The sequence below is a fragment of the Haloarcula sp. S1AR25-4 genome, assembly GCF_031624555.1.
Classification (GTDB): Archaea; Halobacteriota; Halobacteria; order Halobacteriales; family Haloarculaceae; genus Haloarcula; species Haloarcula pellucida.
Window position 1 is genome coordinate 68,617 of the sequence record NZ_JAMQOR010000002.1, and the last position, 24,355, is coordinate 92,971.

General features: G+C 66.3%; 24 protein-coding genes. 17 read left to right on the top strand and 7 right to left on the bottom strand.

Translation table 11 applies throughout. The annotated features are described in order from the left end of the window. Window positions 1–43 precede the first annotated feature (43 nt). Together ribH and NDI85_RS09000 are read left to right on the top strand one after the other, a co-directional pair. Window positions 44–448 carry a 6,7-dimethyl-8-ribityllumazine synthase gene (ribH, locus tag NDI85_RS08995; protein WP_188998345.1) on the top strand — a complete coding sequence of 135 codons (405 nt, stop codon included), beginning with the start codon at window positions 44–46 and terminating at the stop codon, window positions 446–448. After that, window positions 445–1,605, top strand: coding sequence for a pyridoxal phosphate-dependent aminotransferase (locus NDI85_RS09000; protein ID WP_310915577.1), 1,161 nt, complete (start codon window positions 445–447; stop codon window positions 1,603–1,605). Before ribH ends, NDI85_RS09000 begins: the two co-directional genes overlap by 4 nt. On the opposite strand, the gene NDI85_RS09005 is transcribed toward NDI85_RS09000, so the two are convergent. From NDI85_RS09005 to NDI85_RS09020, 4 genes are all read right to left on the bottom strand, one after another. After that, entirely contained in the window at window positions 1,602–2,888 is a 1,287-nt protein-coding gene (locus NDI85_RS09005; RefSeq protein WP_310915578.1) for a PGF-CTERM sorting domain-containing protein, read from the bottom strand. The two genes, NDI85_RS09000 and NDI85_RS09005, sit on opposite strands and share 4 nt — an antisense overlap. 46 nt (window positions 2,889–2,934) lie before the next feature. Further along, window positions 2,935–3,648, bottom strand: a complete 714-nt coding sequence (locus tag NDI85_RS09010) for a hypothetical protein (RefSeq protein WP_188998350.1) — start codon at window positions 3,646–3,648, stop codon at window positions 2,935–2,937. Window positions 3,649–3,742: 94 nt separating this feature from the next. Then, window positions 3,743–4,171, bottom strand: a complete 429-nt coding sequence (locus NDI85_RS09015; RefSeq protein WP_220639388.1) for an adenylyltransferase/cytidyltransferase family protein — start codon at window positions 4,169–4,171, stop codon at window positions 3,743–3,745. Further along, window positions 4,168–4,665, bottom strand: a complete 498-nt coding sequence (locus NDI85_RS09020) for a Mov34/MPN/PAD-1 family protein (protein WP_188998356.1) — start codon at window positions 4,663–4,665, stop codon at window positions 4,168–4,170. The genes NDI85_RS09015 and NDI85_RS09020 overlap by 4 nt, the downstream gene beginning before the upstream one ends. Window positions 4,666–4,818: 153 nt before the next feature. Between NDI85_RS09020 and NDI85_RS09025 the strand changes: the two genes are divergently transcribed. After that, window positions 4,819–6,732 carry an OB-fold nucleic acid binding domain-containing protein gene (locus NDI85_RS09025; RefSeq protein ID WP_310915579.1) on the top strand — a complete coding sequence of 638 codons (1,914 nt, stop codon included), beginning with the start codon at window positions 4,819–4,821 and terminating at the stop codon, window positions 6,730–6,732. Between the two features lie 27 nt (window positions 6,733–6,759). On the opposite strand, the gene NDI85_RS09030 is transcribed toward NDI85_RS09025, so the two are convergent. Then, the gene (locus tag NDI85_RS09030; protein ID WP_310915580.1) at window positions 6,760–8,430 is read right to left on the bottom strand and encodes a phospholipase D-like domain-containing protein; all 1,671 of its coding nucleotides are present in this window, start codon (window positions 8,428–8,430) and stop codon (window positions 6,760–6,762) included. A gap of 39 nt (window positions 8,431–8,469) precedes the next feature. Further along, entirely contained in the window at window positions 8,470–9,732 is a 1,263-nt protein-coding gene (locus NDI85_RS09035) for a HEAT repeat domain-containing protein (RefSeq protein WP_310915581.1), read from the bottom strand. A 133-nt stretch (window positions 9,733–9,865) separates the two neighbouring features. On the opposite strand from NDI85_RS09035, the gene NDI85_RS09040 reads away from it, so the two are divergent. The 14 genes from NDI85_RS09040 (at window position 9,866) to NDI85_RS09105 (ending at window position 23,359) form a co-directional block, all read left to right on the top strand. Next, the gene (locus NDI85_RS09040; RefSeq protein ID WP_310915582.1) at window positions 9,866–11,512 is read left to right on the top strand and encodes a solute carrier family 23 protein; all 1,647 of its coding nucleotides are present in this window, start codon (window positions 9,866–9,868) and stop codon (window positions 11,510–11,512) included. A gap of 6 nt (window positions 11,513–11,518) precedes the next feature. Then, window positions 11,519–11,911, top strand: a complete 393-nt coding sequence (locus NDI85_RS09045; protein ID WP_188998371.1) for a hypothetical protein — start codon at window positions 11,519–11,521, stop codon at window positions 11,909–11,911. Between the two features lie 49 nt (window positions 11,912–11,960). After that, the gene (locus NDI85_RS09050) at window positions 11,961–12,608 is read left to right on the top strand and encodes an AIR carboxylase family protein (protein ID WP_188998374.1); all 648 of its coding nucleotides are present in this window, start codon (window positions 11,961–11,963) and stop codon (window positions 12,606–12,608) included. Between the two features lie 117 nt (window positions 12,609–12,725). After that, entirely contained in the window at window positions 12,726–13,139 is a 414-nt protein-coding gene (locus tag NDI85_RS09055; protein WP_188998378.1) for an NADH-quinone oxidoreductase subunit A, read from the top strand. Then, window positions 13,132–13,824, top strand: coding sequence for an NADH-quinone oxidoreductase subunit B (locus NDI85_RS09060; RefSeq protein WP_166971396.1), 693 nt, complete (start codon window positions 13,132–13,134; stop codon window positions 13,822–13,824). The genes NDI85_RS09055 and NDI85_RS09060 overlap by 8 nt, the downstream gene beginning before the upstream one ends. A gap of 2 nt (window positions 13,825–13,826) precedes the next feature. Then, the gene (locus NDI85_RS09065; RefSeq protein ID WP_310915583.1) at window positions 13,827–15,509 is read left to right on the top strand and encodes an NADH-quinone oxidoreductase subunit D; all 1,683 of its coding nucleotides are present in this window, start codon (window positions 13,827–13,829) and stop codon (window positions 15,507–15,509) included. Then, window positions 15,509–16,555 (top strand): complex I subunit 1 family protein, encoded by a 1,047-nt coding sequence (locus NDI85_RS09070; protein ID WP_188998384.1) that lies wholly within the window; start codon window positions 15,509–15,511, stop codon window positions 16,553–16,555. The genes NDI85_RS09065 and NDI85_RS09070 overlap by 1 nt, the downstream gene beginning before the upstream one ends. 40 nt (window positions 16,556–16,595) lie before the next feature. Next, entirely contained in the window at window positions 16,596–17,057 is a 462-nt protein-coding gene (locus NDI85_RS09075; protein WP_166971403.1) for an NADH-quinone oxidoreductase subunit I, read from the top strand. Between the two features lie 127 nt (window positions 17,058–17,184). Next, the gene (locus NDI85_RS09080) at window positions 17,185–17,454 is read left to right on the top strand and encodes an NADH-quinone oxidoreductase subunit J (RefSeq protein WP_188998387.1); all 270 of its coding nucleotides are present in this window, start codon (window positions 17,185–17,187) and stop codon (window positions 17,452–17,454) included. Further along, window positions 17,451–17,867 carry a proton-conducting membrane transporter gene (locus tag NDI85_RS09085; protein WP_310915584.1) on the top strand — a complete coding sequence of 139 codons (417 nt, stop codon included), beginning with the start codon at window positions 17,451–17,453 and terminating at the stop codon, window positions 17,865–17,867. Before NDI85_RS09080 ends, NDI85_RS09085 begins: the two co-directional genes overlap by 4 nt. Next, the gene (nuoK, locus tag NDI85_RS09090; RefSeq protein WP_188998394.1) at window positions 17,864–18,166 is read left to right on the top strand and encodes an NADH-quinone oxidoreductase subunit NuoK; all 303 of its coding nucleotides are present in this window, start codon (window positions 17,864–17,866) and stop codon (window positions 18,164–18,166) included. Before NDI85_RS09085 ends, nuoK begins: the two co-directional genes overlap by 4 nt. 3 nt (window positions 18,167–18,169) lie before the next feature. Continuing rightward, window positions 18,170–20,263 (top strand): NADH-quinone oxidoreductase subunit L, encoded by a 2,094-nt coding sequence (gene nuoL, locus NDI85_RS09095; protein WP_188998397.1) that lies wholly within the window; start codon window positions 18,170–18,172, stop codon window positions 20,261–20,263. Beyond that, window positions 20,264–21,793 carry a NuoM family protein gene (locus NDI85_RS09100; RefSeq protein ID WP_310915585.1) on the top strand — a complete coding sequence of 510 codons (1,530 nt, stop codon included), beginning with the start codon at window positions 20,264–20,266 and terminating at the stop codon, window positions 21,791–21,793. It begins immediately after the preceding gene. Further along, a complete protein-coding gene (locus NDI85_RS09105) occupies window positions 21,794–23,359 on the top strand; it encodes an NADH-quinone oxidoreductase subunit N (RefSeq protein ID WP_310915586.1) in 1,566 nt (521 codons plus the stop codon). Here NDI85_RS09105 and NDI85_RS09110 read toward each other — a convergent pair. After that, entirely contained in the window at window positions 23,351–24,301 is a 951-nt protein-coding gene (locus NDI85_RS09110; RefSeq protein ID WP_188998408.1) for an MBL fold metallo-hydrolase, read from the bottom strand. The genes NDI85_RS09105 and NDI85_RS09110 overlap by 9 nt on opposite strands. Window positions 24,302–24,355 lie beyond the last annotated feature (54 nt).

A 24,355-nucleotide genomic window follows, 5' to 3' on the forward strand; every position in this document is an offset into this window, starting at 1 on the left:
CCGGAACGGTAGTTCTTTAGGGATAACAGCCACCCACACAGGTATGGTGCAGCTCGGATTGGTCGTCGCCCAGTACGACAAACACGGTGCCGTCATCGAGGCGATGAGACAGTCGGCCAGCGCTGCCGCGGCCGACCACGACGCAGATATCGTCGAGACGGTGACCGTGCCCGGGGCCTACGACACGCCGCTGGCGGCCGACCGACTGGCGCGTCGGGAGGACGTCGACGCCGTGGCAGTGCTGGGGGTCATCATCGAAGGCGACACCGACCACGACCAGGTCATCGCCGACGCCGCCGCACAGGGCCTGACCGACGTCTCGCTCGAACGGGACACCCCCGTCACGCTGGGCATCATCGGTCCGGGCATGAGCAAGGACGAAGCCGAGGCACGCACGCAGAAGGGTGGCTCGGCCGTCACGAGCGCCATCGAACTCGCAAACCTATGACTATGGACTTCGCTTCCCGCGTCGAACGTGTAGAACCGAGCGCGACACTCGCGATTAGCAACAAGGCCGCCGAACTCGAAGCCGAGGGCAAGGACGTCGTCGACCTCTCGGTCGGCGAACCCGACTTCGACACGCCCGAGAACATCAAGCAGGCCGCAAAGGACGCGCTAGACGCCGGCCACACCGGGTACACGCCGTCGAACGGCATCCCCGAACTCAAGGAGGCCCTCGTCGAGAAACTCCACGACGACGGCCTCACCCAGTACGGCACCGAGAACCTCATCGTCACGCCGGGTGGCAAACAGGCCCTCTATGAAATCTTCCAGACCCTCATCGACGACGGCGACGAAGTCGCCCTGCTCGACCCCGCGTGGGTCTCCTACGAGGCGATGGCGAAACTCGCCGGCGGGTCACTCACCCGCGTCGACACGGCCGCTCACGACTTCCAGCTAGCGGGTGCGCTCGACGACCTCGCCGACGCGGTGTCGGACGACACCGAACTGCTCGTCGTCAACTCCCCGGGTAACCCCCACGGGGCCGTCTACTCCGATGCGGCCCTCGAAGGCGTCCGCGACCTCGCCGTCGAACACGACATCACCGTCATCTCCGACGAGATATACAAGGAGATCACCTACGACGGCGTCGAGGCGACGAGCCTCGGCACCCTCGACGGCATGGAGGACCGCACGATCACGCTCAACGGGTTCTCGAAGGCCTACTCGATGACCGGGTGGCGGCTGGGCTACTTCGCCGCGCCGGAAGAACTCGTCTCGCAGGCCGGGAAGGTCCACTCTCACTCCGTCTCCTGTGCCGTCAACTTCGTCCAGCACGCCGGCATCGAGGCGCTCACCAACACCGACGAGGCCGTCGAGGAGATGCGTCAGGCCTTCGCCGAGCGCCGCGAGTTCCTCATCGGCCTGTTCGAAGAACACGGCGTCCACGTCCCGGAACCGCAGGGCGCGTTCTACATGATGCCCGAAGTCGCCCCGGACGGCGACGACACCGAGTGGTGTGACGCCGCGATCTCGGACGCACAGGTCGCCACCGTCCCCGGTAGCGCGTTCGGGACGCCCGGCTACGCCCGCATCTCCTACGCGAACAGCAAGGAGCGCCTGCAGGAAGCCGTCGACCGACTGGCCGAACACGACCTCATCTAATCAGCGTCTTTCTCGCCGTTTCGAAGTCGCGCTAGGGACGCGGCCCCGAGTCCCGCTAGCGCCGCCAGTGGCCCGAATCCGGGGCCGCTGTCCCCGGTCGTCGTCTCGGTCACGTCCGTCGGTGGCGGTGGATAGGGCGTCACCTCGGTGTCGGTTCCCGTCCGCGTCGTCCGTGTGTCAGTCCGCGTCGCTGTCGCGTCTGCCCCGCGTTCGGCGATGCGGACCACCCAACTCCCGCCGTCCGAAGCGGACTCGAAATCGCCGGTCAGCAAGACCCCACCGTCGACGGCGAAGAGGTCGTGGGGCGCGACGGCGGCGTCGAACGGTTCGAACGTGACGGTGTCGGGCGACCCTGCCGACCCGGTCTGTAGGAGTCGAACTCGGGACGAGTCGTCTCGGTCGCCGACGAAGACGGCGCTCCCGTCGGCCAGTCGCAGGGCCGCCCGCGGGTTCGCTCGGTCGTCGTCCGCGAAGTTGTGCGTCCACTCGCGCTGCATCCGGCCGTCGGCCGAGAGATAGCTGATGCGCCACGCGTCCGTGCCGTCGTCCTCGTAGATGCCGGACGCGGCGACGCCGCCGCCGGGTCCGAACCCTGCGGCGTCCGTGTACTCCTCCGTCCATCGGTGTTCCCAAACCCGCTGTCCCTCGGCGTCGATTCGGTCGAACCAGCCGTCGAACGCCGACTCGTACGCGTAGCCACCGGTCACCAAGTCGCCGTCGAGAGCGTCGGTGATGGTCGCCCCGAACCCGTCGCGAGTGTGGTCCCAGCGGACGGTCCCCGACGAGTCGAGACACTGGATGCGGGCCGAGACGGCGTGTGTCGTGATGTCGTTCGAGACGACCGCCACCCGGTCGCCATCGAGCGGTTGGACGCCGAGTTTATCGTCGTGATACCCCACCGGGACGCGGTGTCGCCACGACAGTGCCCCGTCGGCCGACAGCCGTGCGACCATCACCCGGTCGTCAGTCTCCGTGCGCCCGGCGGCGAGAGCGCCACCGTCGTCGGTTCCGGTGACGGTCTCGGGCGAGGGGGCGTCGTCGAACTGCCGGGACCAGACGCTCGTCCCGTCGTCGGCGACGGCGTGGAGCGTGGCAGTCTGGTCGGAGTGGTCGGTGAGCAACAGCGTCCGACCGTCGATCCGGGCGCTGTCTAGCAGTCTGCCGTCACCGACCGTCGTCCGCCAGTTGACGGCGAGAGAAACGGGGTCGGCCGCGTCGGCGGGGCTGACGGCCAGCGGTGACAGGGCGATGGCAGCGAGGAGGGAGCGGCGACGGAGGGGCATGGGCTACGACAGCACCCATCCAATCATATGCTTTGGGACGGCGGTATCACTCGAAGCCGACGGCCCCGTACCGCCGGACCAGATAGTACCCACCGACGAGCGGGTACGCGACCGGTGCCAGCAGCAGGAAGATGAGTCCCAGCGAGACGTAGGTACCGGGGTTGGGTCGCCACTCGGCCGAGTTGAGGCGGACGTACGTCGCGTCCCGGTAGATTGCGAGCGCGAACGGCACGGCCGAGAGGATGCCGAGGCCGACGAGGACGATGGTCACCGCGGTCCCGAGCGTCTCCGCGAGGGCGACTCCGAGTGCGAGGAACGTAAGCGGACAGACCGCTCCGACGGTGACGAAGACCCACCACCAGTCTCGGTCGACCCAGTCGACGACGACCTTGTGGCGGTAGTAGAGGTGGTTTAACTTCATCAGGTGGCCGAGGAAGAAGCCGCCGACGGCCCAGAGAATCGGGTTCGGGTCCCAGTCGACGTCCGTCTCGGCGATACGGCTGGTGTCCAGATACAACACGACGGGCGTCACCAGCCACGAGACGACGGCCAAAACGAGGAGCGCGACGTACCCGAGGCCGAACGTTCCCAGGATCCCGACCATACCGGCCGGCCCCTGTAACCCCCCGACGCCGCCCGTGATACCGAGGAAGATAGCCCCCAGACCGAACAGCCCCCAAGCGGCCGTCGGCAGCAACAGCAGTACTTCGATGATGCGGTACGACAGCGATTCGACGTCGTTGACGGTAGCTCTCTGCATTTTCCCCCACCCGTTCGAGGTTACCGCATCTGCAAATGTCGTGGTAAAAAGTGTTCTGATCGGCCGAAACCCGCACTTCTGCCGAGGAGGCCGGCTACGACCGCTCTTCGAGGACTCTGTCGATGATACGGCCCGTCGAGAGCAGGCGATCCGAGTCGTCGCGGTCGAGCGGACTCGCGCGGCGAATCTCGCAGTCGAGGCCGCGGTCTGCAAGCGCCGCCTGCAGTCGCTCCTCGTCGTGGTGCTGGTCGTACCCCAGCGCGATGATAGCGGGGTCGATGCGCTCGATGGGGACGAAGATGTCCTCGGGGTGGCCGAGGTGAGCCTCGTCGACGGGTTTGAGCGCGGCGACCATCTCGCGACGCTGGTCGTCCGGCACTACCGGCGGTTCCTTGTGCGTGACGTTGACCGACCGGGCGACGATGACGTGGAGTTCGTCGCCCATCGCTTTGGCGTCTCGCAGATAGTGGACGTGGCCGGGGTGGAGAATGTCGAACGTGCCCTGTGCGACGACGCGTGTCACGAGTCGAACTCCTCCTCGCGCAGTTCGCGGTCGATGTCGCTCTGGTCGAAGTCGAAGAAGGACTCTTCGGGCGGTTCGACATCCAGCACCGGAAGGTCGACCGGTTCGCCGTCGTTGTCGAAGGCCTGCCAGTCGTCGGGCCCGTACGGGTAGCCGACGATGATGTGGACGTCGCCTCGACCGAACGTGGCGAGGTCGGCGTCGCTCGGCCGGAGGACCCCGTTGGGGTGTGAGTGAATCGACCCCGCGGCGCGCATGTCGTTAGGTACCATACTCGTCTTGACCGTCGCACTCACCGGGTTCGATTCGGTCCCCGGGATGACCAGTACGTCCGTGAGAACGGTGCCGTCCTCGTCGAGCCCCAGTTTGGCGGCGTCGTCGCCGCGAAGCAGTCCCATGTACTCGTTCGGATGGGATTCCTCGGACGCGGCCCGCGCGAAGTCGAGCGCCGACTCGGCGATGCCGAGGATGCCGCCCGAACGAAACAGCCCCATATCTATACGGTGGGGTCGGGCGCTTTCTAAGGGTTCCGCTCTCGGCAGTCCACCTTCGCCGCCGTGTGCGCAAGCGCGAACGCCAGACACGCGCGTCTCGTCTAGCCAGCGATTTCGAAGAGTACAAACCGGGGAGTGCCGAAGAGACGCTAAATGTCTCCGCCAACTGGCACCGACGACGGTGCCGCGGTTCCCGACGGGGGAACCATCGTCTACGATCTCGCTGCTGAGTGTACCGCTGACGACGTCGAGGAAGGAGCCCGCTACCGAGCGACGGTCAACGGCGTCGTCGACTACGGCGCCTTCGTCGACCTCTCCGAGAAAGTGTCCGGGCTGGTCCACAGGTCGAACCTCCTGGGTAACTACGACGTCGGGGACGACCTCGTCGTCGAACTCGGTGAGATCCGTCCCGACGGCGACCTCAGTTTCGAGGAGGTCCGCCTGACCGACTACGAGCAAAAACACGTGCCACACGGGACCGCGGCGGACGTCACCGACCTCGACGACGAGACGGGCGACACCGTCGTCGTCGAGGGGCAGGTCGTCCAGATCAAACAGACCGGCGGCCCGACCGTCTTTCAGGTCCGAGACGGCACCGGCGTCGTCCCCTGCGCCGCCTTCGAGGAGGCCGGCGTCCGCGCCTACCCCGACGTGGAGATGGACGACGTGATTCGAGTCTCCGGCCGTGCCGAGGAACGAGACGGCGGCGTGCAGGTCGAAGTCGACTCCCTGACCGTTCTCGACGGTGACGAGGCCGCCGCTGTCGGGGACGACCTCGACGAGGCGCTTGCCGCTGCCGCGGAACCGACGGACATCGACCCACTGGTCGAGTGGCCCGCCTTCGAGAAACTGTGGGACGACCTGCGTGACGTCGCCACGGAACTTCGCAAGACCGTTCTGGAAGGGCGACCCATCCGGATGCGTCACCACGCCGACGGCGACGGTCTCTGTGCCAGCGTCCCCCTGCAAGTCGCGCTCGAACGGTTCATCGCCGACCACTACGAGGACGGCGACGCGCCCCAGCACCTCCTCAAGCGCCTCCCGAGCAAGGCGCCCTACTACGAGATGGAGGACGTCACCCGCGACCTCAACTTCGCGCTGGAGGACCGCACCCGCCACGGCCAGAAACTCCCCCTCGTCCTGATGCTCGACAACGGGTCGACCGAGGAGGACACGCCGGCCTACCGCAACCTCCGGCACTACGACATCCCCGTGGTCGTCGTCGACCACCACCACCCTGACCCGGAGGCCGTCGAACCCCTCATCGAACAGCACGTCAACCCGTACCTCCACGGGGAGGACTACCGCATCACGACGGGGATGCTGTGTGTGGAACTCGCCCGGATGATCGACCCGGACCTCACCGAGGACCTGAAGCACGTCCCCGCCGTGGCCGGCCTCTCGGACCGTTCGGAGGCCGAAGCGATGAGCGACTACCTCGAACTGGCCGGCGAGAAGGGGTACGACGAGACCGACCTGCGAGACATCGGTGAAGCGCTCGACTACGCCACCCACTGGCTGCGCTACAGTTCCGGTGAACAACTCATCAGCGACGTGCTCAACGTCGACTGTGAGAACCGCGAGCGCCACGGGGAACTCGTCGACGTCCTCGCCGAGAAGGCCGAACGCGACGTCGACGAGCAACTCGACGCGGCGATGAGCCACGTCGAACACGAGCGACTCGACAACGGCGCACACCTCTACCGCATCGACGTGGAGAACCACGCCCACCGCTTTACCTACCCCGCGCCCGGGAAGACCACCGGCGAGATACACGACCGGAAGGTCGCCGAGACGGGCGACCCCGTCATCACCATCGGCTACGGCCCCGACTTCGCCGTCCTCCGGAGCGACGGCGTCCGTCTTGATATCCCGCGGATGGTCACCGAACTGACCGAGGAGGTCGACGGCGGCGGCGTCTCCGGCGGCGGCCACCTCGTCGTCGGCTCTATCAAGTTCGTCTCGGGGATGCGCGACGCCGTCATCGACGCGCTGGTAGAGAAGATGGCCGACGCCGAGATCGACGAAGACCTCGGCAGTTCGACGGCGCTCCCCGAAGAAGTCTGAGCGGCGCGACACCCTCTTCTCGAACCCCTATCTCGTGAACCGAACCCGCCGAGCGGCGAGTGCGCCCACGACGAGGACGCCCAAGACGGCACCGAGAAGCCCAGCCGGTACCGCCGGTCGACCGCCGGACCAGTCCGCCTCGAACACGCGGCCGAAGTACGCTGCCACCTCGGTGCCGTGGAGGACCAGCACCACCTCGCGGTTCGTCGTCGCGGCCTGTTCGTTCCAGTTGAGGCTCCCGAGGACGACCCGGTCACCGTCGAGGACGGCCCCCTTCGCGTGTATCTTCGCGAAACGACCGCCGGAGTCGGCTAGTTTCGCCGAGAGCGGAGCGCCGGTCCGGTCGGCCCACGCCTCGAACCGCTCGACGGTCCGTCGATTCTCCTCGCGGACGTACCACGCCGAACTCAGGAGGAGACGGACCTCGACGCCGCGGTCGGCGGCCCGCCGGAGTGCCCGGAGCAGTGGTTCGTTCCATCCGCCGATAGTTGGCTGAACGACCGCGATGGAGTCGTCCGCGCCGTCGAGTTCGTCGACGAGCGCCCGCTGTGCGTTGTCCGGCGTGACGAGCAGGTCGGTTCGGTCGACGGCGACGGACCGCGCCTCGAACCGCGACGGATACGTCGCGTCGGCGGGTTCGCCGCGTTCGAACTGCCGTCCGCGTCGGTACTGGGACCACGGAACGGCGTCCCGCCAGCCAGCGTCGGCACGGAACGTCGCCGCGAGACCCGCAACGACCCGCGACTGTCTCGTCGTGACGCCCCACCCGCGACTGCTGTTGCCGCCCGTCCCGGCGGGCTTCCAGTTCTCGGTGAGGGCCACCGCGCGCTCGTCCGCGACGGCGTACTTCGCGTGGTGGTAGGTGTATCGAGCGTGTGGGCCAGCGACGAGTCGCACGCTCACGCCCGCCGAGACGAGTCTGTCGAGCGTTTGGGCTTCCGCGCGGGTTCGGCCCCCGACCGGTGACCCCTCCAGCAGGACGCGCACGTCGGCCCCTCGTCGATGGGCGGCGACGAGTGCGTCCGCGACGCGGGTCGACGAAAGCGTATAGCCTGCCAGATAGAGCCGTTCGTCGGCGTCACCGAGGGGTTCGACCGGGGCGCTCGGCGCGTCCGGGAGGGTGAAAACCCGGACTGACCCGGGACCGCCCGTGACGACAGGGCGGTCCGTCGCGCCGAGCGGACGCCACCGTACCGTCGAGCCGTGAACGACGCCGACCGCACCCTCGTCGGCGTCGCGGTACCGCAGTCGGTCCACGACGCTGCCGTTGTGGCGTAGGCGGAGCGTGTCACCGCCGTTCGCGAGAGCGACGGCTGAATCGAGACCGTAGACGGACTCGTCGGTCAGGTTCTGTACCCGGTCGGGATGGGCGGTGAGAACGATCCGTCCCCGCACGACCCGGTCCGGCAGCGGAGCAGTGGTGTGGCCGTCCGTGAGCGTGTACGCACCGAGATCGGTTGCCGCGGGGACGTCGAGGACGACGAATTCGCCCCGATCACCGCCGGCAACCGGGTCCGGGTAGACGGCGTGGATGGTCGGTGTCGTCGTCGAGGGACCACCTGCTGTCGGGGTACCGACCGCTATCCCGCCGGCGGTGACGCTGCTGACGAGGACGAGCGAGACGAGTGCCAGCGACGCGAGTCGCTGGGCGAGCGGGGTACGAGCAGTCGAATCTGAAACGTCGACGGGGAACCGCATCGGCGGGGCTGGTCGCCCCTTCGGACAAAAGGGTTCGGCCTACGCGCTCTCGGCTTTCTCCGCTTCGGCCTGCACGAGGTAGGCGCGGTCGTCGGCGTACTTCGCCGCCTCGTCGAGGGCCTCCCGTGTCCCGATCTGTCGGAGCGCCCACGCGGCGGAGGCGCGGACTTCGTCGCTCTCGTCGCTCTCGAGGACGTCAGCGAGGGGGTCGACCGCGCGGGTGTCACCGAGCAGTCCCAGCGACCGGGCCGCCACCGAGCGGATCTCGTCGTCGTCGGCGTCGAGTCGGTTCGCGACCGGTTGGACCGACTCGGGGCTCCCGATAGCGCCCAGCGAGCGCATCGTCACCGTCTGGAGGGCGGGGTCGCCGTCGCCGTCGATGAAGTCGTGGAGCGTCTCGGTGGCACGGTCGTCGCCGATCTTCCCGAGGACCTTGATCGGTCCCTTATCGCGCTTCTGTGCGCGTTGGTGCATCACGTCGAAGGCGGGTGCGGCGTCGCTCCCGAGGTGATAGAGGATGTCGATGAAGTACTCCTCGATGAACTCAGAGCCCAGTTTGTCGAGCGCGAAGAGGACGATGTCGAGGTTGCCCTCCTTGGCGTGGATCTTCGCGGCGTTCCACTCGGCCGGGAAGTCCTTGCGGTTCTCGTTGGTGAGGACGTCGTAGAACCCCTTGGCGTCGAGTTGCTCTCGTACGGTGAGGTCGTCCCAGACCTCCGCTGCTTCGAGGTCGTCTTCGAGGGTCTCGGCCGCTTCGAGGAGGCCGGCGATGGTCTCCTCGTCGTCGTCGGCGTCGAGGGCCGCACCCTCGATAGCGTCCGCGACGGTGGCGAGGGCGTCGGCCGCGGCGTCGAGGTCGGCACCGGCGTCGGCGCCGTGGTCGACGTACTCCTCGCTTGCCGCGAGGAACGTATCGACGGCCTCGTGGGCCTCGTCCTCGCCGTCGTCGGTCCACTCGCTGTCGGTAACGGTTCCCTGTGCGGTCTCGACGACGTCGACGACGTCCTCGGCGTAGGGCCCGCGCTGGGATTCGAGGTCGTCACGCAGGTCCGAGAGGCGCGATTCGAGTTCCTCGCGGGGGTCCTCGTCGTCCTCGTCGGGTTCGGGCAGGTCGGCGGCTTCGAGGTCGCTCTCGACGTCGTCGAGCGTCGTCTCGACCTCGTCGAGGTCCGCTTCCGTCTCGGCGGCCTCTAGCGCCTCGCTGGCCTCGTCGAGTCGCGATTCAAGTTCCTCGCTACCGACGCCGTCGCCGTCTTCCTCGGCAGGGGCGTCCTCGGCGGTCTCGTCGTCCCCGTTGCTCATGTACGCAGATGTGTCGGTCCGGGCTAAGAGCGTTTTCCTTTCGGTGTGGGCGCCCAGCGCTCTCGTGCGGCTGAGAGCGACCTAACTGGCAAGAGATTAGTGGCGTCGTAGCCACGTCCACCGTAGTTGGCACATGGGCTCTGACAGCGCGGACGACTTCGAGGAAGTGAAAGAAGACTTCACACCCGAGGGGCCCGACGCCGGGGGCGAAACGTCGGCCGCCGGGTTCGTGGAGTACGGCATCGAAGACAGACCACCGAGAGGCGCGTCGATGCTGCTGGGCGTCCAGCACTACCTGACGATGATAGGGGCATCCGTCGCGATTCCGCTGGGTCTCGCGGGTGCGATGGGGATGTTCGAGGCGGCACCGGGACAGGTCGGCCGACTCATCGGCACGTTCTTCGTCGTCTCCGGTATCGCGACGTTGGCCCAGACGACCATCGGGAACCGCTACCCCATCGTGCAGGGCGGGACGTTCTCGATGCTCGCGCCCGGACTGGCCATCGTCGGCGTGTTGGCCCAGCAGGGGGCCGACTGGCAGACGATGCTCGTCGAGTTACAGGGCGCGGTCATCGTCGCCGGCCTCGTCGAGATGGGCATCGGCTACACCGGCGTGATGGGCAAACTCAAGCGGTACATGGGGCCGGTCGTCATCGCGCCCGTCATCGCGCTCATCGGCCTCGCGCTGTTCAACGTCCCCCAGATTTCGAACCCGAACTTCGGTGCGCCCGGTACCGGGCAGAACTGGTGGTTGCTCGGGCTGACGATGCTCTCTATCGTCGTTTTCTCGCAGTACCTCGACCGTCGACATCGGGCGTTCAAACTGTTCCCCGTCCTGCTGGGCATCGCCGTCGCGTGGGGCGTCGCCGCCGTCCTCTCTGTGACCGGCGTCTTCGCCGAGGGGTCGGTGAGCTACGTCGCCCTCGGGAGCGTTACGAGTGCCCCGCTGCTCCAGCCTATCTACCCGTTCCAGTGGGGCCTCCCGCAGTTCACGCCCGGGTTCGTCGTCGGCATGATGGCGGGGATGCTCGCGTCCGTCGTCGAGAGTTTCGGCGACTACCACTCCGTCGCCCGCATCGCCGGCAAGGGCGCCCCGAGCGCGAAGCGCATCGACCACGGCATCGGCATGGAAGGCGTCGGTAACGTCTTCGCCGGCATCATGGGCACCGGGAACGGCTGTACGTCCTACACCGAGAACGTCGGCGCCATCGCCATCACCGGCGTCGCCTCCCGCTACGTCGTCCAAATCGGTGCCGCGGTGATGATCGTCGTCGGCTACTTCGGCCCGATGGGGGAACTGTTCGCTACCATCCCCGCGCCTATCATCGGCGGCCTCTACATGGTCATGTTCGGGCAAATCGCCGCCGTGGGCCTCTCGCAGTTGAAGTACGTCGACTTAGACGCCAATCGCAACATCTTCATCGTCGGCTTCGCGCTGTTCGCTGGCCTCGCCATCCCCGAGTACATGAGTCAGGTCGGGCAGGGGCTGGAGGCGTCCGGTGCGACGGCACTCCAACAGGGCCTCGCGAGCGTCCCCGTCCTCGGCGCGATACTGGGAACGGACGTCGTGGCGACGACGCTGTTCGTCGTCGGCGGTACCGGGATGGTCGTCGGCGGCATCGTCGCGTTCGTCCTCGACAACACCATCCCCGGCACCCGCGAGGAACGCGGCCTCAGCGCGTGGGCCGAACTCACCGAGGACGACGACGAGTTCGTCTCGGCGTTCGACCGCCTCCGGGGTCGCGGCGGCGACCGACCGCCAGTCTCGGGCGACGACTGAGTCGCGATGTCCGACGAGAGCGAAACAGTGTACGACGGCGTCCTGCGACGCGGTGGCCGGATTACCGTCACTCGCGACCGACTGCTGGTGGACCGCCCGGACGGCGAGTCCGTCGCCGTCCCGTTGTCCGGCGTCGTGGACGTGACCTTACAGGATGTCGACTGGTTCCTCGTCGTGATGAGTCTCGGCCTCGTCGGATTCGGCCTCGCGTCGGTCGGGCGCAACCTCCTGTTCGCGGTACTGTTCGTCGTCGCCGGAATCGGTAGCACCGCGCTCACCTACCGGAAACGGGGAGCGCTTCGGGTCAGCATCTCGGGTGAGACCCGTCCTCTCAAGCTCTTTCCCGCCGACCCGCGGGCGTGTTACGACGCGCTCGCGACCGTGCTCGACGCCGAGTGACGAAGCGAAACCGCCTACACTTACACCCCCAGCGTTCGGACGCTCTCGTATGACCGCAGACAGCGTCCAGTCGCTCGTCGACCAGTTGCACGAGGAAGCGGCGATGGACCGCCCGGACGAAGCGACGCCGGACGTCGGAATCGTGATGGGGTCCGACTCGGACCTGCCGACGATGGCCGGCGGGAAGGGGAAACGACCCGGCGCCTACGCCGCACTGGCCGAGGAACTCGGCTTCGCTGAACAGACCGACTACACCGACGCACCCGACGCTCGCTTCACCTTCGAGACGTTCGTCTGTTCGGCCCACCGCACTCCGGACCTGATGTACGCGTACGCGGAGACGGCCGAGGCTCGCGGCGTCGACGTCATCATCGCCGGCGCGGGCGGGAAGTCCGCCGACCTCCCGAACATGACCGCGAGCATCGCCTACCCGCTGCCGGTCATCGGCGTCCCCGTCCAGGAGAAGTCCGTCGACTCCGTCATCGGGATGCCCCAAGGTGCGCCAATCACGGCCGTCGACGCCGGAAAGTCGTTCAACGCGGCGCTCACCGCCGTCCAGATTCTCTCCAGAGAACACGACGAACTCCGCGACCGTCTGGTCGAGTATCACGAGGGTCTGCAGGAGGAGGTCGGAAAGGTGTCACGGGACCTTCACGAACTCGGGACCCCCGGGTTCAAAGCGGCGTACTGGGACTAACCGACGCTCTGTCCGGCCACTTTAAAGACCCCCGAACCGCCCGAAATCCGGCGCCGTAGTGGTTATCAACCCTTATATGCCAGTACTTCTAACCGTCGTACGATAGGAGATTTCGGAATGAGTAATCCATGGATCGCCATCGGCGCACTCGCGGTCGTGGCGCTCGCTATCCCCATCACGATGATGGCCGTGTCGAGCCTTCTGCGTCCGCGCGTGCCCGAACAAGGCAAAACCGCCACCTACGAGTCCGGTGAGGTGCCGACCGGCAGCAGCAGGCAGATCAAGTTCAATATCCAGTACTACATGGTCGCCCTGCTGTTCGTCATCTTCGACATCGAGACCGTCCTCATCTTCCCGTGGACGGTCATCTACCGCGACGCTGTCGGCGCGGTCGGGATGACGAAGGTCCTGCTGCCGATGGTCGTGTTCATCGGCGTGCTCGTCGTCGGACTCGGCTGGGCGTGGCGTAACGGCGCAGTCAGATGGGTGCGCAGTCCGCGTGCCACGAAGGGGGCAGACACATATGAGTAGTGACCAGACACCGCCGGCGGTCGAAGATGTATCGACGCAAGAAGCCCGCATGGGTGACGGCGTGGACGACCGGTTCAACTCGACGCTGCGCGAGGCGTTCGGGTCGACGCCGTTCATCCTGACCAAGTTCGACAAGTTCATGAACTGGGTCCGGGGGTCCTCGATGTTCATGCTGCAGTTCGGTATCGCCTGTTGCAGCATCGAGATGATCCACACCTACGCCATCAAGCACGACCTCGACCGGTTCGGCGCCGGGGTGCCGCGCGCGTCGCCGCGGCAGGCCGACGTCATCATCGTCCCGGGGACCATCGTCTCGAAGTTCGCCCCGCGGATGAAGCGCGTCTACGACCAGATGCCCGAACCGAAGTTCGTCGTCTCGATGGGGTCGTGTACCATCTCCGGCGGCCCGTTCCAGGAAGGGTACAACGTCGTCAAGGGCGCCGAGGAGGTCATCCCCGTCGACATCCACGTCCCCGGATGCCCGCCGCGCCCCGAGGCGCTGGTCTACGGCGTCGCCAAACTACAGGAGCGCATCGCCAACGGCGAGTCCTCGCCGGTGACGGTCAAACCGTACGAACTCGAACAGTTCGGTGACTTAGAACAGGACGAACTCGTCGACAAACTCGCAGACGAGATCGACGAAGACGACCTCGTCATGCGGTACAACTGGGACAACTCCCCATAACCATGAGTCTGGAAAAACCCACACCCGACACGGCGGCCGAGGTCGGTGTCACCGAGGACGGCCTCGACTACGACGCACTGGCCGACCTGCTCGGCGGGCACGTCCTCGACCGCGAGGAACACGTCAACGCCGAGGGGTTCGTCATCCGTCCCGACGAAGTGCAGGCGGTCCTCTCGACGCTGAAGAACGAGGCCGGGTTCGACCACTGTGCGTGTGTCACGGCACAGGAGTACGACGACCGGTACGAGTCTATCTACCATCTCCGGAAGTTCGACGACCCGACGCAGGAACTGTCCGTCATCGTGCCCTCGCCGAAGGACGACCCGCACAACGAGTCGGCCGCTCGCGTCTACTCGACGGCCGACTGGCACGAGCGAGAGGCCTACGACCTCGTCGGCATCAACTACGACGACCACCCCGACCTGCGTCGCATCCTCCTCCCCGAGACGTGGCAGGGCCACCCGCTCTCGCAGGACTTCAATCAGGACCAGCCACAGATCGTCACGCTGCGTGAGAACGCCAACCCGCTGGAGGCCGACCACCGTAGCGAGGACGACTCGGACACGATGTTCGTCAACATCGGTCCCCACCACCCGGCGACCCACGGCGTCCTGCACGTGAAGACGGTGCTCGACGGCGAGCAGATCGCCGACCTCGAACCGGACATCGGCTACCTCCACCGCTGTGAGGAGCAGATGTGCCAGCAGGGCACCTACCGGCACCAGATCATGCCGTACCCGGACCGGTGGGACTACGTCTCGGCCGGCATCCTCAACGAATGGGCGTACGCCCGCGCGGCCGAGGACCTCGCGGACATCGAGGTGCCCGAGTACGCACAGGTCATCCGGACGATGTCCGCCGAACTGTGCCGCATCGCCGCGCACATGCTCGCACTCGGGACGTTCGCGCTGGACGTCTTCGGCGACTTCACCGCCATCTTCCAGTACGCGTTCCGCGACCGCGAGGTCGTCCAGAACATCCTCGAAGACCTCACCGGCCAGCGCCTGATGTTCAACTACCTGCGGCTGGGTGGCGTCGCGTGGGACCTCCCGGAACCCCGCGAGGAGTTCTTCGAGAAGACCCGCGACTTCCTCGACGACCTGCCGCACAAACTGGAAGAGTACCACGACCTCATCACGGGCAACGAGATATTCCAGATGCGGTGTGTCGACACCGGCGTCCTCTCACCCGAAGAGGCCAAGCAGTACGGCGCCACCGGCCCGGTCGCACGCGGGTCCGGCGTCGACTACGACCTTCGCCGTGACGACCCCTACGGCTACTACGACGAACTCGACTGGAACGTCGTCACCGAGGAGGGCGGCGACAACTTCAGTCGCGTCCTCGTCCGCATGCGCGAAGTCGAGGAGTCGGCCCGCATCATCGAACAGTGTATCAACCTCCTCGAACAGTGGCCCGAAGACGAACGCGAGATTCAGGCCAACGTCCCACGGACGCTGCGTCCGGACCCGGATACGGAGATTTACCGCGCCGTCGAGGGTGCGAAGGGCGAACTCGGTATCTACATCCGGTCGGACGGCACCGACAAGCCCGCCCGGTTCAAGATCCGGAGTCCGTGCTTCTCGAACCTCCAGACGCTGCCCGAGATGTCACAGGGCGAGTACGTCCCGGACATGGTGGCCTCGCTCGGTAGCCTCGACATCGTCCTCGGGGAGGTGGACCGCTGATGCAGTCGGCACCGCTCCCGGAGACGCTGGCGAACCTCGTCGGACTCGACCCCAACAGCACGCCGGTCATGATCCTGATGAGTCTCGTCGGCGCGGCGCTGATCGGGACGCTGATGATGACTAACACGGCCCTGGCCGGCCCGTGGGCGAAACGGAAGATCACGGCGGCGTTCACCGACCGCATCGCCGTCAACCGAATCGGACCGTACGGCCTGTTTATCATCGTGGCCGACGCAGTGCGCCTGCTTTCGAAGGAACTCATCGTTCCGGACGGTGTCGACCGCCCCGCGTGGGACCTCGCGCCGCTCGTCATCGCTAGCACTGCCTTGCTCGGGTTCGCAGTCGTTCCGATGGGCAGCGGTATCCACCTGGCCGACCCCGAAGTGGGTCTGGCCTACGTGTTCGCGACGGCCTCGATGGCTTCGGTCGGTCTGGTGATGGCCGGCTACGCGTCGAACAACAAGTACTCGTTCCTCGGCGGTCTGCGCGCCGTCGCACAGAACGTGGCCTACGAGATTCCGCTCATCCTCACCGGCGCGTCGGTGGTCATCTTCACCGGGTCGCTCCAGATGAGCGAAATCGTCGCGGCCCAGCAACAGACCCTCATCGGGCCGCTGCCCTCGTGGTACGCGTTCGTCAACCCCTTCGCGTTCGTGCTGTTCATGATCGCGAACCTCGCCGAAGTCGGCCGTAACCCCTTCGACATTCCCGAAGCGCCGACAGAGATTGTCGCCGGGTACCAGACCGAGTACTCCTCGGTGTACTTCGTCCTCGTCTACTTGGGTGAGTTCATCCACATCTTCCTCGGCGGGGCCATCATCGCCACCATCTTCCTCGGCGGCCCGGCCGGTCCGGGACCGGCGAGTCTCGGCATCGTCTGGTTCTTCATCAAGATCTGGGGCGTGTTCCTGTTCACGCAGTGGGCCCGCTCGGCGGTTCCGCGCGTCCGCATCGACCAGCTCATCGAGATCGGCTGGAAGGGAATGCTCGTCCTCTCGCTGGCGAACCTGCTGCTGACCGCGGTCATCGTCGGGGTGATCGCCTGATGACCGCACTCACGACCGAATCCGCTGGAGGAAACTGACAATGATTGGCATCCTGAAGTCCATGGCGACGACGATGAAACACGCCCTCGACGGGGAGACGTTCACGGTGGAGTACCCGGACGTCGCCCCCGAGGTGAGCCCCCGCTTTCGCGGCGTCCACAAGTGGAGCCAAGAGCGGTGTATCTGGTGTCGGCAGTGTGAGAACGTCTGCCCGAACAACACCATCCAGATCGTGATGGACGACCAGCGCAACGGCGAGCAGTACAACCTCCACATCGGCCAGTGTATCTACTGTCGACTGTGCGAGGAGGTCTGCCCGACCGACGCCATCCTGCTGACCCAGAACTTCGAGTTCACCGCGGACACGAAAGACGAGTTCGCTTACGACAAGGAGCAACTCAAGAACGTGCCGTGGTACAAGGACATCGACCCGCTCGAATCCCGCGAACCCGACCGGGGCGCGTGGATCGGCGAGGGCGACGGCGAAGTGGACTACCAGTAACCTGCCGGCCGTTCTTTTCACGCCCGATTCGGGCCGTCGGTAGCCGATGGTCCCCCGTGCGGACCCGCGCTCACGCGAGACGAAAGAGGAATCTTCAAAGGGGCGCCGCAAAGAGTCTCAAAGTAAGATGGCACTGTACGAGTCAATCGCGTTCGCGCTGTTCGCGTTGGTGACGGTGGGCAGCGCGGCAGGCGTCGTGTTAGTTCGGGACGTCTGGCATTCGGCGCTGTTACTGGGCGTGTCACTGGTCAGCGTCGCCGTGTTCTACATCATGAACCAGGCGGCGTTCGTCGCAACGATGCAGATTCTGGTGTACGTCGGCGGCGTCCTCATCCTCATCACCTTCGCGGTGATGCTCACTCGGGAGGACGAGTCGGTGGTCGAGGTGACACCATGACCAGTAAACCGAGACTCAACACCGAGGGGAACTTCGTCGCGGGACTGGCGGCGATCGCGCTGTTCGTCGTCCTCGGCGTCGTGTTCCTCGGCGTCTCGTTCCCGAACCCGGCCGGGTTCGGCGAGTCCGCCGCGATTACGAAGAGTCTGGGCGCGGCGATGTTCGACATCGCGCCGAGCGCGATAATGGGTGAGAACGAGGCCGCCGTCCCCTCCGAAGGGTTCCTCGTGGCCTTCGAGATCATCGACGTCGTGCTGGTCGCGGCGCTGGTTGGCGCCGTCATGCTGGCCCGCCGCGAGGAGGCCGGCGAAATCGTCGACCTCGGCGTCGACAACACGGACACCGACGAACCGGCCGTCGCGGCCGACGGCGGTGCGGAGTCCGACGACAGTCACGGAGGTGACGGTGCGTGATCCCCGCCGAGACGTACCTCCTGCTCTCGGCTGCCGTGTTCTGTATCGGCCTGTTCGGCATTCTGACCCGACGGAACGCGCTCGTCTTCCTGATGTCCGTCGAACTAATGTTGAACGCGGCGAACATCAACTTCGTCGCCTTCTCGCTCCAGCACGGCAACCTCACCGGGCAGGTGTTCGCGCTGTTCGGGATGGCCCTTGCCGCCGCCGAGGTGGCTATCGGCATCGGTATCATCCTCGTGCTGTACCGTAACTTCAGTGACGTGGACGTGACGAAGGCGACGACGATGAGGTGGTAACAGATGGCTGCATTCACATACGCTCCGGCGATCGTCCTGCTGCCGTTCGTATCGTTCCTCGTCGCACTGTTCGCGGGCGACCGCATGCCGAAAGGCGGCGCGCTCGCGGGCATCACCGCGACGGGCGGGTCGCTGCTGCTCTCTATCTGGGTCGCGCTCACCGTCGCCGGTGGGGGCTACCACAACGAGTTCGTCTACACGTGGGTCGCCGGCGTCGAGTCGGTCACCCTCCGGTTCGGGCTACTGCTCGATCCGCTGTCGGCGCTCATGCTGCTCATCGTGACGCTCATCTCGTTCCTCGTCCACATCTTCTCGCTGGGCTACATGAACGACGAGGACGAGACCGGCCTGCCGCGCTACTACGCCGGCCTCGGCCTGTTCACGGCGAGCATGCTCGGGTTCGTCGTCGCGAACAACCTGCTGATGGCCTTCATGTTCTTCGAACTGGTGGGCCTGTGTTCGTACCTGCTCATCGGGTTCTGGTTCCGCGAGGACGGCCCGCCGAGCGCCGCGAAGAAGGCGTTCCTCGTCACCCGCTTCGGTGACTACTTCTTCCTCATCGGCGTCGTCGGCATCTTCGCCACCTTCGGTACTGGCCTCTTCGCCCCCATCACGCAGAACGGCGAGGTGGTCGCCCAGAGCTTCCCCGTGCTCGCAGAGCACGCCGTCGTCGACGGCGAGACGGAGGCCATCGCGATGCTCGACACCGTCGGCCTCTCCGCGCAGGCGTGGTTCACGGTGCTGGGACTGCTCGTCCTCGGTGGCGTCGTCGGGAAGTCCGCACAGTTCCCGCTGCACACGTGGCTCCCCGACGCGATGGAGGGCCCGACGCCCGTCTCCGCGCTCATCCACGCAGCGACGATGGTCGCGGCCGGCGTCTACCTCGTCGCGCGCATGTACGGGTTCTACGCCATCTCGCCGACGGCGCTCGCGGTCATCGCGCTGATCGGTGGCTTCACGGCCCTGTTCGCCGCGACGATGGGGCTGGTCAAACAGGAGATCAAACAGGTGCTCGCGTACTCCACCATCTCCCAGTACGGGTACATGATGCTCGCGCTGGGCTCGGGTGGCTACATCGCCGCCGTCTTCCACCTGACCACCCACGCCGTGTTCAAGGCGCTGCTGTTCCTCGGTGCCGGGTCGGTCATCATCGCCATGCACCACAACGAGAACATGTGGGACATGGGCGGTCTGAAAGAGAAGATGCCGGTGACTTACTGGACGTTCCTCTCCGGGTCGCTGGCGCTGGCCGGCATCGTTCCCTTCGCTGGCTTCTGGTCGAAAGACGAAGTGCTGTACGAGGCGCTCATCCACGGGTTCGGAACTGAGGGCGGTCTCGGAACGGCTTACCTCGTCGCGTACGCCATGGGGCTACTGGCCGTCTTCTTCACCGGCTTCTACACCTTCCGGATGGTGTACCTCACCTTCCACGGCGACGCTCGCTCCGACACCGCGCGGAACCCCCACGGCGTTCGCTGGAACGTCAAGGGGCCGCTCGCGGTGCTGGGCGTGCTGGCCGCGACGGTCGGGTTCATCAACATGAAACCCGTCGCGAAACTGACCGGCGCGCACATCGACTTCCTGCACGCGTGGCTCGCCGGGCCCGACGAGGGTGGCTGGCCGGCCGCACTCGTGACCAGTTCCCACCACTACGAGGGACTGCTGCACGACGTGGCCCACGTCACCGCGGGGTACCCGCTCAACGAGACGCCGACGCTGCTCGCCTCGGCGGCCGTCTCGCTGGGGCTGGCGCTGGCCGGTGCCGGCGCCGCGACCGCGCTGTACCGCGGATCCGACCCCGTCGAACACACGGACAAGTTGGGCAGTCTGAAGACGCTACTCATGCACAACTACTACCAAGACGAGTATCAGGTGTGGCTCGCGACGGGTCTCACGTACCCGCTCGCACGCGCGATGGACAAGTTCGATCAGGGTGTCGTCGACGGCGTCGTCAACGGCATCTCCAGCGTGAGCCTCTTCGGTGGCAGTCGCATCCGCCGCATCCAGTCGGGCGTCGTCAGCAACTACGCGACGCTGCTGACGCTGGGGCTGGTGCTCCTGCTGGCTATCTTCGGTCTCGCCGGGGGGTGGTTCTGAATGTGGGTCGCTGCACTCCTCGCGGTGACACTGTTCGGGAGCGCCGCGGTCATGCTCTCGCCGGACCGCTACGCCGGCAAACTCGCCGCCGCCGTCAGCGCCGTCCCGGCGCTGGCGTCGGTGTACATGTACTACGTGTTCCTCACCCAGAACGGCGGTGCGGGCAACGCGCTCCTCTCGCCCGGTGAGGTGGCCTTCGGCCAGCAGATCCCGTGGATAGACCTCGCGGGCTACCAGATAGCCTACTACGTCGGGCTGGACGGCGTCAGCATGCCGCTGCTCGCGCTGACGACCATCCTGACCACGCTGGCCATCGTCTCGGCGTGGACGCCCATCGACGAGCGACAGTCCCAGTTCTACGGGCTGATGCTGTTCATGGAGACGAGCCTCATCGGCGTCTTCGCGGCGCTCGATTTCTTCCTCTGGTTCGTCTTCTGGGAGGGCGTCCTCATCCCGATGTACTTCCTCATCGGCGTCTGGGGCGGCCCCCGGCGGAAGTACGCCGCGATCAAGTTCTTCGTCTACACGAACGTGGCCTCGCTCGTCATGTTCGCGGGCCTGTTCGCGCTGGTGTTCAACACCGACCTCACGTCGCTGGCCCTGCCGGCGATGGCCGAAGCGTTCCGCAACGCCTCCAGACTGCCGACCATCGCCGGGTTCAGTCTGGCGACCATCTCCTTCGTCCTGATGTTCTTCGGATTCGCGGTGAAGGTGCCCGTCTTCCCGCTGCACACGTGGCTGCCCGACGCCCACGTCGAGGCGCCGACGCCGGTGTCGGTGATGCTGGCGGGCGTCCTCCTGAAGATGGGGACCTACGCACTGCTGCGGTTCAACTTCACGATGCTCGCGGAGACGGCACAGGCACTCGCCGTCCCGCTGGCCATCGTCGGCGTCGTCAGCGTCATCTACGGCGCGATGCTGGCGCTGGCACAGCGCGACCTCAAGCGCATCGTCGCGTACTCCTCCATCTCGTCGATGGGGTACGTCATCCTCGGACTGGTCGCGTTCACGCCCCACGGCATGGGCGGTGCGACCTTCCAGATGGTCGCACACGGCCTCATCTCGGGGCTGATGTTCATGACCGTCGGCGTCATCTACAACACCACACACACGCGCATGGTCGGCGACATGTCCGGCCTCGCAGACCGGATGCCGTGGACGGTCGGCATCTTCGTGGCCGCCGCGTTCGGCTACATGGGCCTGCCGCTGATGGCTGGGTTCGCCGGAGAGTTCCTCATCTTCCAGGGCGCGTTCGACGCGGCCACGCTGGGTAGCGCCGCGCCGGTGCTAACCTCGCTGGCCATGTTCGGTATCGTCGTCGTCGCCGGCTACCTGCTGTGGGCGATGCAGCGCACGCTGTTCGGTGGCTTCAGTCTGGAGACGGACTACGAGGTCGGTCCGGCCGCGTTCCACGACGTCGCACCGCTCGCGGTCCTCCTCCTGCTAGTCATCGCACTCGGTGTCGCCCCTGACCTCTCCTACGATATGATTCAACACGCGATTACGCCGCTCACTGGAGGTGGTGCATAGATGGTTCATCAGCTACCTAGCTGGGCGGGGCTTGCACCTGCGCTTGCACTCGCCGTGACGGCGCTGGTCCTGCTACTGATCGACAGCGTCGACCCCGATACGACGAACACGAGTCTCCTCGGCGGCGTCTCCGTCGTCGGATCGCTGGCGTCGCTGGCGTTCGCCGTGTGGTTCATCTTCGGCGGCACCGGCATCCCCACCAGCGAGGGCGGGGTCGGCACGCCCGTGCTGTTCAACGGGCAACTGGTCGTCGACCAGATGGCCCTGTTCTTCATGATCATCGTCGCGAGCGTCACGGCGCTCGTGACGCTCGCCAGTACGGACTACGTGCGAGAACACGCCTATCAGGCGGAGTTCTACGCCCTCGTCTTGCTGGCTGCGACGGGGATGTCCGTCCTGAGTGCGGCCAACAGTCTGGCGACGGCGTTCGTCGCACTGGAACTCGTCTCGCTGCCCTCCTACGCGCTCGTCGCGTTCCTCAAGAAGAACCGTGGCAGCGTCGAGGCCGGGCTCAAGTACTTCCTCATCGGCGCGGTGTCTTCGGCGGTGTTCGCCTACGGCATCTCGCTGGTGTACGCCGCGACGGGCGTCCTCCGGTTCGACGGCATCGCGACGGCCATCGAGAGCGGTACCGTTCAGACCATCGTCGACGGCACGGTGCAGGCCCAGTCCGGGTCGCCCGCCGTCCCGATGTCGATTCTGGGCGTCGGCATCATGATGGTCATCGGCGGCGTCGCGTTCAAGATAGCCGCCGTCCCGTTCCATTTCTGGGCGCCGGAGGCCTACGAGGGCGCGCCCGCACCCATCTCGGCGTTCCTCTCGTCGGCCTCGAAGGCCGCCGGGTTCGTGCTCGCCTTCCGTGCCTTCGCCGTCGCGTTCCCCATCGGGGCGCTCGTCTCCAGCGGCGAGGCGCTGAACTGGTTCGTCGTCTTCCAGGTGCTGGCCATCGCGACGATGTTCATCGGGAACTTCGCCGCGGCCACCCAGGAGAAGGTCAAGCGGATGATGGCCTACTCCAGCGTCGGCCACGCCGGCTACATCCTCATCGGCCTGGCCGCACTGTCGGCCTCCGGTGACGGGATGGCCCTCTCGATGAGCGCCGGGATGGCCCACCTGCTCGTCTACGGGTTCATGAACACCGGCGCGTTCCTGTTCATCGCGCTCGCCGAGTACTGGGGCGTCGGCCGCCGCTTCGAGGACTACAACGGCCTCGGCCGGCAGGCCCCGCTGGCCTGTGCCGCGATGACGATCTTCCTCTTCAGTCTGGCCGGCCTGCCCATCGGCGGCGGGTTCTTCTCGAAGTTCTACCTGTTCTCGGCGACGCTGGACGTCGGCGCGTGGTCGCTCGCGGCCGCGCTCGTCATCAACAGCGCGCTGTCGCTGTTCTACTACTCCCGGGTCGTCAAGGCGATGTGGATCGAGGAGCCGACCGGCGACCGGTCCATCGAGTCGTACCCGACCGGTCTCTACACGGCTATCGTCTCGGCCGCCGTCGTGACGGTGCTGCTGGTCCCCGGGTTCGACTACGTCTCCAGTCTCGCGTTCCGGGCCGTCGAACTACTGTAACTCGTAGACGAAGACGCCGCCGCTCTCCCGCTTTTCGACGCGACCCTGTGCTTCCAGCACGTCCAGATGCCCGATAGCCTCGCTCATCCCCGAGAAGTACTCCGTCGCCGGCAGGTCACCGAACAGCGCCGTCATCACGTCCGCGGGCGTCGTCGCGCCCTCGCTCACGATGTCGGTGACTTCCTCGCTTCGCTGGTCGTGTTCGGCGAGGATGGCGTCGATACGCTCCGTCGGTGACTCGACGGGTTCTCGGTGGCCGGTGAGAAAGCGGTCGTGACCCTGCTCTCGGAGCCAGCGTAACGACTCGTTGAACGCGGGGAGGACGCGCGGACGCTGACCGCCGCGGTCCTCGGGTGGCTGGAGGAACGGGTTCGGCGTGATGTCGCCCAGCACGTTGTCGCCGACGATGGCCTCGCGGCGGCCGTCCCAGTCGTACGAGAAGATGAGTTCCCCAACGGCGTGTCCGGCGACGCTGTCGACCGTGAGTCGCTCGTCGTCTACGGTAAGCGTATCACCGGCCGTCACCTCGCGGTCGGTGGCAACACTCTGGGCGTACGCCAGAAACGCCTCTGGAAGCTGTGTGACCGCCTCCGCGGTCTCTCGGGAGATGCCACAGCGCTCGAAGAAATCCGAGAAGTACGATTGCTCGTACTTCAGACGGGTGGCGAAGTCGTGCATGATGCCCGCGGCGTCGGGACTGGCGATGACACGTGCCCCTTCCGAGCGCAGGCGGGCCGCGAGTCCGAAGTGGTCGGGATGGGGGTGGGTGACGAGGACCTGCGAGACGTCAGCGGGCGTGAGTTCGCGTGCCTCCAGCGTCTCCAGCAGCCGCGACCACGCCTCCTCGCTGTCGGGTCCCGGGTCGACGACGGTTCGACCGGCGACGTACGCGTTGACCGCCCCGACCTGAAACGGCGTCGGAATAGATACACGTGTGAACATACCACGATGATGTGTGGCAGGATGGAAAACAGTTCGTACACGCCCAGTCGGGCA